General features: G+C 60.2%; 7 protein-coding genes. 4 read left to right on the forward strand and 3 right to left on the reverse strand.

The genetic code is table 11. From position 1 onward, the window contains the following. The 3 genes from ACOYXH_RS14865 to ACOYXH_RS14875 all read right to left on the reverse strand — a co-directional run bounded on the left by ACOYXH_RS14865 (window position 1) and on the right by ACOYXH_RS14875 (window position 3,546). Window positions 1-1,470, reverse strand: coding sequence for an efflux transporter outer membrane subunit (locus ACOYXH_RS14865; protein ID WP_460409730.1), 1,470 nt, complete (start codon window positions 1,468-1,470; stop codon window positions 1-3). Then, window positions 1,460-1,942, reverse strand: a complete 483-nt coding sequence (locus ACOYXH_RS14870) for a MarR family winged helix-turn-helix transcriptional regulator (protein WP_077573642.1) — start codon at window positions 1,940-1,942, stop codon at window positions 1,460-1,462. Before ACOYXH_RS14870 ends, ACOYXH_RS14865 begins: the two co-directional genes overlap by 11 nt. A gap of 284 nt (window positions 1,943-2,226) precedes the next feature. Beyond that, window positions 2,227-3,546, reverse strand: a complete 1,320-nt coding sequence (locus tag ACOYXH_RS14875; protein ID WP_320413183.1) for a hypothetical protein — start codon at window positions 3,544-3,546, stop codon at window positions 2,227-2,229. 178 nt (window positions 3,547-3,724) lie between these two features. Between ACOYXH_RS14875 and ACOYXH_RS14880 the strand changes: the two genes are divergently transcribed. From ACOYXH_RS14880 to ACOYXH_RS14895, 4 genes are all read left to right on the forward strand, one after another. Further along, the gene (locus ACOYXH_RS14880) at window positions 3,725-4,729 is read left to right on the forward strand and encodes a fimbrial protein (protein ID WP_320413184.1); all 1,005 of its coding nucleotides are present in this window, start codon (window positions 3,725-3,727) and stop codon (window positions 4,727-4,729) included. Between the two features lie 94 nt (window positions 4,730-4,823). Further along, window positions 4,824-7,625: an ATP-binding protein gene (locus ACOYXH_RS14885; protein ID WP_460409731.1), complete on the forward strand. Its 2,802-nt coding sequence runs from the start codon at window positions 4,824-4,826 to the stop codon at window positions 7,623-7,625. Then, the gene (gene pvrR, locus ACOYXH_RS14890; RefSeq protein WP_460409732.1) at window positions 7,612-8,799 is read left to right on the forward strand and encodes a response regulator cyclic di-GMP phosphodiesterase PvrR; all 1,188 of its coding nucleotides are present in this window, start codon (window positions 7,612-7,614) and stop codon (window positions 8,797-8,799) included. The genes ACOYXH_RS14885 and pvrR overlap by 14 nt, the downstream gene beginning before the upstream one ends. Window positions 8,800-8,885: 86 nt before the next feature. Continuing rightward, complete coding sequence (locus tag ACOYXH_RS14895) at window positions 8,886-12,050, forward strand: hybrid sensor histidine kinase/response regulator (RefSeq protein ID WP_460409733.1); 3,165 nt, start codon at window positions 8,886-8,888, stop codon at window positions 12,048-12,050. Window positions 12,051-12,072 lie beyond the last annotated feature (22 nt).

Consider the following 12,072-nt stretch of genomic DNA (forward strand, 5'->3'; position numbering starts at 1 on the left):
TTAGTTGTGCGGCGTGGCTGGGCTGGCGTTGGCTGCGGTCAGGGTGTCACCCTGGAAGCCGCCGCCCAGCGCTTGCATCAGTTGAATCGACAGGTCGATCTGCTCGGCATTGAGGTTGGCCAGTTGACGCTGGGCCTGCAGCAATTGCTGCTCAATGCTGAGCACGTCCAGGTAGTTGCCGATGCCGGAACCGTAACGCTGGACGACGGTGTTGTAAGAATCCTGAGCAATGTCGGTGGCGTGTTGCTGCGCACCGATCTGCCGGCCGATGTCACGCAACTGGTTGAGCGTGTCGCTGACATCGCCCAGTGCCTTCACCAGACTTTTGTTGTACTGCGCCACCGCTAGGTCGTAATCGGCGTCGCGCGCATCGAGGTTGGCACGCAGGCGTCCGCCGTCGAAGATCGGCACCGAAATGGTCGGGGCAATGTTGAAGAAGCGACTGGCCGAACCGAACATCGCATCACCCAACAAGGACTCGGCACCGGCCGAGGCCGACAGGTTCAAGTTGGGATAGAAGCGGGTTTTCGCCGAGTCGATATCCTTGCTCGCCGCTTCAACGTGCCAGCGCGCAGCGACCAGATCCGGGCGACGACCGAGCAGTTCCGCCGGCAGCACCGACGGCACGGCGACAGCGCTGGCTTGCAGGACTTTCGGTCGGGCAATTTCGTTGCCGCGATCCGGGCCTTTGCCGAGCAGTACGGCCAAGGCGATCTTGGCGCTGTTCAGGCGTTTTTCTGCGTCGATCAGGCTGGCTTCGGAACTGGCTTCCAGACTCTGGGTTTGCTGGAACTGGTACTGGCTGTCGATCCCGGAACTCAGGCGACGCTGGCTCAGGTCGAGCATCTGCTTGGTGCGTTTGAGGTCTTCGTTGGCCAGGTCATAAACGATGTGTGCCTGACCGAGATCGCTGTAAGCGCGAGCGACGTCGGCGGCGAGGGTCAGTTGTGCAGCCTGACGATCGACCTCAGCGGCGCGAGCCTGGCCCAGTGCGGCTTCCCACGCATCACGCTGGCCGCCCCAGAGGTCGAAGTTGTAATTGAAACCGGCGCTGACATTGCGCACTGTCGAATAAGCACCACCCTGCCCCAGCGGATCCTGATCGCGAGCCAGACGCGAACGGCTGATGCCGGCGCTGGCGTCGAGGGTCGGATAGCGTTCGGCATCGGCGGCATACGCGGCGGCGCTGGCCTGATGGGCGCGCGCTGCGGCGATTTGCATGTCCGGGCTGTCGTGCAGCGCTTCGCGGATCAGACCGTCGAGCTGCGGATCACCGAGGCTGGTCCACCAGTCGCTTTTCGGCCAGGCGGCCGGCGACAGGGTCACGCCGTTGAGAGACTGGCCGACTTTCAGATTTTTCGCATCGAGGCTCGCGCCTGAAGTGTCGAGGCCGCTGTAGTTGGCGCAACCGGCGAGAATCATCGCCGACAGCACCAGCGTCAGGCTGCTGCGCAAGGTTTTACCGCTCATTGTGTTCACCTAACCGCTGGATGGTGATCGGGTCACCGGCTGCCAGCAGGATTTTCTTGAGGATGTATTCCAGGGTCTTCAACTCGTCCGGAGTGACGGCGCCGGCCAGTTCATTCATCGCATCGGCGCCGATATGCGGCAGACGATCAGCCAGTTGCTGGCCTTGCTCGGTCAGCTTGAGTTGCACCTGACGGCGATCGCCTTCGCTGCGCTGGCGAGCCAGAAAGCCTTTCTGCTCCAGACGATCGAGCATGCGCGTCATCGAGCCGCTGTCGAGCGACAGGTGCCGGCATAGTTCGGCCGGGGTATCGACGCCGAACTGGGCCATGATGATCAACACCTTGAACTGCGCGGCGGTGATGCCGTGGGGTTCCATGTGGGTGTCGATGATCCGGTCCTTGAGCAGCGCCGCACGGCCCAGCAACAGGCCGAGATGGCAATGTTTGAATTCGTCCGGGGTGAAATGCTTCATTTGCTCACCTAATAACTGCCTAGGCAGTGAATGTATGTCGAGATGTTACTGCCTAGGCAGCGAATGTCAACGCAATAGTTAGGTTGCTTTGCAATTAGTTGACCAGTGGAGTTGGTTTTTTCGGCGCACAGGCGGACGCCATCGCTGGCAAGTCGAATCGTCGCACCGCAGCTCCCACAGGGTCCGTGTCGCACACGAAATTCATGCACGCCGCAGAAACCTGTGGGAGCTGCGGTGCGACGATTCGACTTGCCAGCGATGGGGGCAACTTGGTGTAACGTCGGTCAGGAATCGTCGGAAGGATGCACGGGTGGCGGCTGCACAGGATGCACCTCACGCCCCCGCAATGCAGTGGCCACATACCCAAAGGCCCGCTTGGTCACCGCATAAATGCTGTGCCAGCCCGGCGGTGCCGGCTCGATTGCAGCATGCAACGCTCGCGCATAATCGAGCACCAGTCCCGGCGTCCAGGCCATCACTTCGGCGCGCTTGCGCACTTGCGCGGCGACCCAGAACTCGGGGCTGAACATGATTCGAGCGAAGTCCAGCATGCTCGAATGGCCCCGGTTCATCGCCCCTTCCAAGGCCGCTTCGAGGCTATGGGCGACGGCGCTGGAACAGTTGCGACTGGTCAGGTTGTACGTGCTGTTCTGCCGATACTCCGTCCAGAACGCATGCAGGCGCCGGGCGTCGTAATGGGCAAAATTGACCTGCACCGAAGACGGACACCAGTCCGCCTCCTCGCCGGCATAATCCGGCAAAAACCTGCCGGCAACATCGTTGTTCGGCGTCGCCCGCAGCAAGCGCACGAAATCCCCCGCCGAACGATCGATGTCATCCTGCGGGTAATGGCTGATGTAAATGTCAGGGCCACATTCCAGTGCCGCATGGCCGGCGGAGATGACGCCGTTGATGTCGACTGCTGCGATGTAGCGGTTAAGCAGTCGATTGCGCACCAGGGTGTCGTCGACGGTGCCACTGGGGGTCCAGACGTGAATAACCATCGCGTCGCTGCTGGCCGGCGCACTCACTGCAGCAGGACTGGTCAGCGGCAACTGGTTTTTGAAGCGCACGGCTTGCCGCAACAAGGCGCAACCGGTGAGGAAAAGGCTCATGCCAATGCAAAACGGCACCGTGCCCTTATACAGCGTCGGATACGGCTCAAGGATAAACACGCCAAAGCCGATTTCGAACAACCCCGCCGCCAGCGACACTTGCCAACCGACAAAGCGCACCACCAGCGCCGCCGCCAGCCGAAAGCCACCATCAATGATGAAAGCCCCGCCAAACAGCACCGCCAGAATCAGCCCGGCAGCGTGTTGCCGGTCGACGATCAGCAGCCCCAGCAAGAGAAACGCCAGTCCGCGCGCTCTGCGCAGGGCCGCAGCGGTGCCGGCTTGCGGTGCCGGCACCAGCAGCAGAATCAGCGCTTCGAGCAACAACAGGTAGCCGAAAAGATGCAACGGGAAATACAGCACGCCGTCCAGCGCATCAATGAAGATGCCCACACCGGCCGCGCCCCAGACAATGCCCGTCAGCGCCAGCGCGGACCAGCGTTTGCGGACAAAGTCGTGACCGAGCAAGACCATACTCAAGCGGACCATATGACCTCTCTGGTGAACCGGGGGCCGCACAACCTGCACGGTTTTCAGGCTTCGGTGAGTCTAATACATCGCCGCGTTTGCGCAGGCGCGGGAGCGTGTTCTAAGAATCGCCTGATGTCCATCGGCAAACGGCGTGTTTAACGTACGCCGCTCTTTGGCCAATTACGTAAACCCCTTCATGAAGCGTTTCAAACTCCAGCGCCCGCTCCAGCTAACGAAATTGATTTACACGCTATGTCTGTCGTTACTTTTCGCGCCCGGCTACGCGGGCGCGGCTAATTGCTCGTTCTACCCGGGTCATCATCAAACAACTATCACTATGCAAGTACCCGCTACACTTTCGATTCCTCGTGATACACCTAACGGCACCGTAATATATGAAAGTCCTCCGCTCACAATGGGACCTACGCCCAGCTCGTATAAATGTACTAACGAGTTTTCATATGGTGTTCAGAACAACGTCGGTGTGTCTAAATCGGGTGACCTTGTTTACGCGATCGGAAACACCGGGCTCGCATGGCAGTGGTCCTTCAAAGACGATGTAACCATACCCATTTATCCGGGTATTCGCCGAGAGGCGGGCGGATTCGGATGGGACACCACAAGACACGTGCTACGACTATTCAAAATAGCGGATGTAATCGATGTACAGAGAATCCCGGCAGGAACACTGGGGACTTTCCATGCAGATGGTGTATCACCACTAGCAATGGCGACCAATGGCACAACGATTGTGCCTCAATCCTGTGAAACGCCTGACATCAAAGTAGACATGGGGTCGCATGACATGAGTAGCTTTGCCGAAAATGGCGCATATTCTGAGCCGGTCAAATTTGACATCAGCCTTAACAATTGTCCGCCAGGCATAAAAAAAGTAACTTATACACTCAAGCCTACCCCAACTTCTCCCTCGCAAAATTCCACGAGGGGTATCGTACAGCTGAGTGCAGATTCGACTGCTCAGGGTGTGGCTTTGCAAGTACTCAATAGCGATGGAAACCCCTTGGTTTTAAATCAAAGCTATGTATTCGCAGACTATCCCTCTGTGGGAGGCAACTTGAAGATCCCCCTGAGCGCTCGTTACTTTCGCGTCGCTGAAACAGGTGGCAATGGTGGGTTTGACAAGGGCATGCGCGCCGGAACAGCCAACGCAACGATTGCATTTGTCATGAGTTACCTTTGAATCCATTGATGCGTTGCTATAGCCAATTGTTTGCGCAGCTCTCTTTAAGAATCGTCTGATTTTCATCATGCCCGGCCGCTCCTACTGTGCCGGGATGAGATTGAAGAACTACCTCCATCAGATCAGCCCGCTCCTGTCCTCGCCCCATGCGGCGCGGCGTCTGCTGCGCATTTTTGCCTTGGTGCTGCTGGTGGGCATTCTCGGCGGCGTCTACAGCTTTCTGCTGTTTACCTTCAACAATGAGATTTCCCAACGGCGCAGCTACATGAGCAGCGCTATCGCCGAAGCGCATACGTTTTTCACCACCCGCGAAGCACTGCTGGAAAGCCTGAGCCTGTCGGCCACGCGCAAGGCCGAAATCAACGTTCCAGTGTCCGAAGAGGAAATCCGTCTGCTGCTGGGGCAAACGCCGGGCAAACAGTGGAGCATCTGGCTGACTCAGCGCATGCGCGATTACCTGAAAGCCAAGCAGCTCAATCTGCTGTATGTCAGCAATGGCGGTCATGTATTGCGGCTATACAACGCGACGCCGCTGGTCGTCGGTTTGCCACAGGCCACGCTGGATCAGTTGGAAGCGCTCAAGCTCACGGCGACATTGTCGGAACTGTGGCTGACCCATGCCGCCGACGGCCACTCGCAGCTATACATCTTCATTCGTCTAGACGCGCGCGACATCAACTCCGGCTGGCTCGGCCTGGAAATGGACGACCGCGAAGTCTCCAGCGCCCTGAGCGACCACAGTGCCGGCGAGTTCACCATGTTCAACTCACAAGGCAAACCGCTGTTCAGCAACAGCCACAAACCACCGCCCGAACAGCACCTGCCGTTGCTGCGACAACAGGATTTTTTCGGCTTCGTCGGCGATGGCTGGCTGCCCGAGCAATTGGTGCTGCGCAAGCAGCTGAAATCCTCGGACTGGCAGCTGACTTACTCCATCGACTTGCTGGCGGTACTGCGCGCCCTGTGGCCACAAATGCTCGGCGCGCTGCTGTTCTGCGTGTTGAGTATCAGCCTGGTGTGCCTGTTGGTCCGACGCTTGGAACATCGTTTCATCACCCCGGCGATCCAGCGCATTCAGGCGCTGGTGGAAAGCGAACTGTTCAGCCGCGACGTGATTCAGACCGCCCCCGTGGCGCTGTGCGTGTTGCGCCGCAGTGACGGCCAAGTGGTGCTGGATAACACCCTCGCCCGGCAATGGCTGGGCCAGTGCAGCGAGCAACTGGGCGCTGGCTGGATCCGTGATGCGTTCGACCAACACTCGCCGTGCCTGACCGATTACTTCGAGACTGCCGACGGTCGTCACCTGTACCTGAGCTGTGCGCCGACCCGCTACAAAGGTGAAGACGTCTTGCTCTGTGCGTTCAGTGACATCAGCGCTCGGCGACAGATCGAAGCAGCACTGGAACAGGCGCGCCAATCGGCCGATGCCGCCAACGAAGCCAAGACCTTGTTTCTGGCAACCATGAGCCACGAAATACGCACCCCGCTCTACGGTGTGCTGGGCACCCTGGAATTGCTCGCGCGCACGCAACTGGACACTCAGCAGAAAAGTTACCTGCGCGCGATCGAGGGATCATCGGCGACGTTGCTGCAGTTGATTTGCGACGTGCTCGATGTATCGAAGATCGAGGCCGGGCAACTGGCGCTGGAGCTGAGCGAGTTTTCCGTCCCGGAACTGGTGCACGAAGTGGTGCAAGGCTATGCCGCCGCCGCGCAAAGCAAAGGCCTGCAACTCTATGCCTGCCTCGATCCGCAACTGCCCGATTGCCTGCTGGGCGATGTCAGCCGCGTACGGCAGATCCTCAATAATCTGCTGAGCAACGCGGTCAAGTTCACCGATTCCGGGCGCGTGGTATTGCGGGTCAGACTGCTCGCGCGCGAAGGTGAACGCGTGTGCCTGCAATGGCAGGTTTCCGACACCGGAAAAGGCATTGCCCATGACGATCAGGCGTTCATTTTCGAACCGTTCTACCAGACCGCCGGCAACACCAATGTGGTTGCCGGCACCGGCCTCGGCCTGCCCATCTGCCTGCGGCTGACGCACTTGATGAATGGCACCCTGCGCATGGTCAGCGAACCTGGTCTGGGCAGCAGTTTTTCCCTGAGCGTGCCGCTGGAGCAACGCTGCGGCAACGCACCCTCTACTGCTTTGCCGCCCTTGGCCGCGGACCTCGTCTATGTCGTTTCGCCTGTGCGCGAGCTGGCCGACAGCATCAGTGGCTGGTTGCGTCGTTGGGGCGCCCGCGCGCATATCGGCGCACCGGACGACATCGAGCCTGATACAACGGCAGTGTTGCTGGAACTGTATCCCGCGGCCTTCGGACAGCGCCCGAACCTGACATGGCGTGGGCCGCGCGTACTGGCCAGCGGTGACGGCGCCCATGAGCCGCAGTTCAGCGGCGACGGCTGGCAGGTCAATCTGAATGATCTGCTGGCGATTCAACGGGCCGTGCGCCAGGCCCAGAGCGGCCAGATCGTTCACCGCCCGCAAGACAGTGAAACCCACGCGATGCGTCCGTTGCGCCTACACATTCTGGTGGCCGAAGACAACGTCATCAATCAGTTGATCCTGCGCGATCAGCTCGAAGAACTGGGCTGCACCGTAGCGCTGGCCAGCGATGGCGAAGAGGCCTTGGCGCTGTGGCCCGACGCTGCGTTCGACATCGTCCTGACTGACGTCAACATGCCCCGACTCAACGGCTACGAACTGGCCAAAGCCCTGCGGCGCCTCGGTTGCAGCATCCCGATCATCGGCGCGACCGCCAACGCCCTGCGCGGTGAGGACGCGCTGTGCCTGGCTGCGGGCATGAATCACTGCCTGGTCAAACCTTTTACGCTACGAGCCTTGTTCGCTGTCCTGGCTCCCTACGAACGAGTCGCCCATGAAGCCCTGTAGCATTCTGATTGTCGAAGACCACCCCTTCCAGCACCTGTATTTGCAGAACCTGTTCAGCGAGTTGGGCGACTTCGATCTGGCGTGCGCCAAGGACGGCGAAGAAGCATTGGACTGCCTGAAACAACGCGACTTCGATCTGGTGCTCACCGATCTGCTGATGCCGGGCATGGACGGCGTGCAATTCATTCAGGGCCTTGCCGCCCAACGCTCACGTCCGGCACTGGCGATCATGAGCGCCGCCTCACGACGGATGCTGATGGGCGCGAGCCTGGTGGCGAGCAACCTGCAAGTGAAAGTCATCGGGCTGATTTCGAAACCGGTGAATGCGGCCGCCCTGCGCTGCCTGATTGATCAATTGCAGGCGCTGCGCCAGAGCGTCCCGGCGGCGACCCATCCCGGCATCGATCGCCAGAGTATCTGCAATGCCCTCGACAACGGTGAACTGCAAGCCTGGTTTCAACCGAAGAAGGCCTTGAACAATGGCCGGATCGTCGCAGCCGAAGCACTGGTACGCTGGAATCACCTCGAACATGGCACGCTGCTGCCCGGAGTGTTTTTGCCGGCGTTGATTGCGTTCGGTCTCGAAGAGCCGTTGCTCTGGTGCGTGCTGAAACAAGCGATTGCCGCCCAAGCCATCTGGCGCGAACAGGGCTATGACATTCCGGTTTCGATCAACCTGCCGACGCACCTGCTCAACAGCCACGACCTGCCCGACCGCATCCTCGCTTTCGTGCTTGCCCATCAAGGCTTGCCCGCGCGGATCTGTTTCGAATTGATGGAGTGCTCGGTACCCGACGACATCAGCAATTTCTACGCCGGCGCGTGCCGCTTGCGGATCAAGGGTTTCGGTCTGTCGCAGGATGATTTCGGCAAGGGCTACAGCTCGTACATGAACCTGGTGTCGGCGCCGTTCACCGAACTGAAAATCGATCGCGCGCTAGTGCAAGGCTGCAACGCCAATGCCGAACTCGCGCAGGCGCTGACCAGCATTGTCAGCCTCGGTCGCCAATTGGGCCTGACGGTGGTGGCCGAAGGTGTAGAAACCGCACAAGAACTTGCTCTGTTGCGTAAAATCGACTGCACTCAGGTTCAGGGTTTCCTGATCTCCCACGCCGTTTCAGCCGATCAGTTCCAGCACTTGCTGACCCACGACGGGCCGGCGAACGCCTGGTGAGCGGCACGTGGCTATTGTTGAACGTCGCTCGCTACCGAGGTCACTGTGTCCCAAGGCTGCCCCATCACCGCTGGTCAGGCGCTGTAATGCCGCATACCAATGCATTTCTGGACAAACTGGCCAGCAGTTCGCTGCGTTTGAACAAAAGCCTGTTGTTACTCGGCGCACTGGTGTTGCTGTTGTTGGGCATCAGCTATCTGGGGGTGCAGCGCATGCTCGAAGAGCAGCGCGACACCCTGCAATTTCACTTCGCCCGATTGATGGAGAACATCCACGAGCAGGAAGTGTTTCTGCGCGATATCTCGCAAGCCAGTACCAAGGGTCGATATTTCCCTTTGGTGGTGTTGCCCACCTATTCGCAAAAGCTGCTGCCCGATGAAGGCCCGAATATCTATGAAGGTCGCGGCTTGCCGTTTTCACTGCCGTTCAGCGTAAAGATCGATCCGCAGAGAATCGCCGCCGACCAATACCCCAAGGTTTTCGCGCTGGGCAGTTATCTGGCCGCCTACTACAGCGCGTTCTGGGCGGCGTCGCACTATCAGTCGCCGCAAGTGATCCTGCTCAATGGCCCCGACAATTTCGACGTGGCCGTGCCCTCCGCCGGGCGCTTGCGCGGTGCCGGCCCGATGCAGATCGGCGCGTTTGCCCAAGTCATGAGCCAGGTGAACCAGCATGCACGCGAGCAGTCATCAGTCGCTGATCACCAAGTGCATTGGGTGCCCTACCCGTCCACTCAGGACAGCGAGGCAACACCGACGCTGCTGGCCTACGTCAGGATCAATCTGCTCCAGCCTATGCAGGCCATCGAGGGCGCCGATTCCTGGGTGGTGCTCGGCACGTTGCTGAAACTGTCCCAGATCAACAACATCGAGCGCTTGATGGAGTGGTCGATTTACGATGACTTCACCTTGATCACCCCGGCCGGCGTGGTCTTGACCGGCGCACAGAGATCCGACCAGGAACTGGATGAGGGGATAAATTTCGACCGTGACGGCCTGGTGTTCAAACTGAGCAGCCCCGGCGCACAGCACTGGACCGCGATCTACGTCATCAGCCTGCGCAGTTTTCTCAGCTATGCGCTGTGGCCATTGCTGTGCCTCGTGGCAGTGGTGCTGGCGTTGCTTGGTTGCGGTCGGGTCATCAATCGCTGGTACACCGCGCGCGTGATCATCCCCGCGCAAAGTGCGCACGCGAGCATCGCCGAAAGCGAGGCGTTCAGCCGTGCGGTGATCGACACCGCACCGACCGGCCTCTGTGTGATTCGCCGCAGCGATCACCACGTGCTCCTGGAAAACCAGCGCGCCCAGCAATGGCACGACAGCAGCCGTTTGATGAGCCTGCTCAAGTCACACAGCGAGTCCGGCCATGCCGATCTCGAGATCGACGGGCGTCATCTGCATCTGGCTTTCGTCTCGACGCGCTATCAAGGCCAGGATGCCTGGCTGTGTGCGTTGCATGACGTGACCCGGCATATCGAAGACGCTGCCGCCCTAGAAGAAGCCCGTCAGGCCGCCGACTCGGCCAACCAGGCCAAGAGCCGCTTCCTCGCGACCATGAGCCATGAAATTCGTACCCCGCTCTACGGCGTGCTGGGTACCCTCGAATTGCTCGGGCTGACTCCGCTCGCCCCGCGCCAGCAGGATTATCTGGACACCATCCAGCGTTCCTCCGCCAGCCTGTTCAAGCTGATCAGCGATGTGCTGGATGTGTCGAAGATCGAGGCCGGGCAAATGACCCTTGAGCTTGAGGACTTCTGCCCGCTGGAGCTGACTGAAGATGTCGTGCGTACTTACAGCGCCTTTGCCCGCGCCAAAGGCCTGCAACTGTATGCCTGCATCGATCCGGGCTTGCCGGATCAACTGCGCGGTGACCCGTTGCGCATCCGCCAGATCCTCAACAACCTGCTGAGCAACGCGATCAAGTTCACCGACAACGGTCGCGTGGTGCTGCGCGTGCGCGTGTTGCAAAACGCCGCTGACAGCGCCGAAGTGCAATGGCAGGTCAGCGACTCGGGGGTGGGGATTTCCCCAGCGCAGCAACAGCAATTGTTCGACCCGTTCTATCAGGTCAACGACGCCGACAGTCAGGCCGGCGCGGGTCTGGGCCTGGCCATTTGCAAATGGCTGTGCGAGTTGATGCACGGTCAGTTGAACGTGGTCAGCGAACCGGGGTTGGGCAGCAGCTTTACCCTGCAACTCGCGCTGGAGAACGTGCCGGGCGCATTGGCCGACTGCCCCGCGTTCGAGGCCGGAAGCCCCGCCGTTTATGTTCGTGCACCCGTTAACGAACTGGCGCTGCACCTCATCGCCTGGCTCAACCGTTTTGGTCTGGATTGCCGCTTGGTGACGACCGAGATGCCAACATCCTCGGCGCTGCTGGTGGACCTCACGCCTCTCGACAACGCTCCGCACTGGAGCGGGCCACGGATCGTCGCCATTGCGGGCGGCCCCAATCCGGCGCAGCCAAGCGGTGCAGACTGGGCGGTCGACGCCGGCGATGTGCGCGCAATTGCCTGGGCGATTTATCTGGCACAACACGGCGCCAATGCGCAGCGCCCGGCCTCGTCGCAGGCGAAGACCCGACCGTTGAATCTGCAAGTGCTGGTGGCCGAAGACAACGTGATCAACGCGGCAATCATCAAAGAGCAACTGGAAGCACTGGGCTGCGCGGTGGTCGTCGCCGCAAATGGCGAACAAGCCTTGGCGCAGTGGGCGCCCGGCCGCTTCGATCTGCTGCTGACTGACGTCAACATGCCGGTCATGAATGGTTACCGACTCGCCGAGGCTGTACGCCAGCAGGACTCGACGCTGCCGATCATCGGCGTCACCGCCAACGCCCTGCGCGAAGAAGGCGAACGCTGCGCCGCCGTCGGCATGAACGCATGGATGGTCAAGCCGCTGAACCTCGCTACCCTGCGCATGCAACTTGAGCAACATTGCAAAATCGCTGTGGCCCCCGTTATAGATGCTCCGCCGCCGCTATCGGCAAAAATGCGCGAGTTGTTTGTCACCACCCTGCGCCAGGATATTCAGACCACCCTGGCAGCACTGGATGCGGCCGACGCCAACAGCGTGGCGCAGCAACTGCACAGCATGGCGGGGGCGCTGGGGGCGGTGCAGATCAACGTCCTGGCCAGCGCGTTTGTCGAGCTGGAATGTCGCTTGACCGGCATGGCGGTGACGCCCGCTCTGGCCGTGGCGGTGCGACAAAATCTGACGCGGCTGCAAGATCTGCTCGACTCCCTCGAATAACTTCACTCTGGATAAATCACTC

The organism is Pseudomonas sp. Mb7, assembly GCF_054790525.1.

Excerpts from the sequence above, each read along its gene's own strand:
- ACOYXH_RS14895 (WP_460409733.1), top strand. The coding sequence starts at position 8,886 with ATGCCGCATACCAATGCATTTCTGGACAAACTGGCCAGCAGTTCGCTG.
- ACOYXH_RS14875 (WP_320413183.1), bottom strand. The coding sequence starts at position 3,546 with ATGGTCCGCTTGAGTATGGTCTTGCTCGGTCACGACTTTGTCCGCAAA.
- ACOYXH_RS14870 (WP_077573642.1), bottom strand. The coding sequence starts at position 1,942 with ATGAAGCATTTCACCCCGGACGAATTCAAACATTGCCATCTCGGCCTG.
- pvrR (WP_460409732.1), top strand. The coding sequence starts at position 7,612 with ATGAAGCCCTGTAGCATTCTGATTGTCGAAGACCACCCCTTCCAGCAC.
- ACOYXH_RS14880 (WP_320413184.1), top strand. The coding sequence starts at position 3,725 with ATGAAGCGTTTCAAACTCCAGCGCCCGCTCCAGCTAACGAAATTGATT.
- ACOYXH_RS14865 (WP_460409730.1), bottom strand. The coding sequence starts at position 1,470 with ATGAGCGGTAAAACCTTGCGCAGCAGCCTGACGCTGGTGCTGTCGGCG.
- ACOYXH_RS14885 (WP_460409731.1), top strand. The coding sequence starts at position 4,824 with ATGAGATTGAAGAACTACCTCCATCAGATCAGCCCGCTCCTGTCCTCG.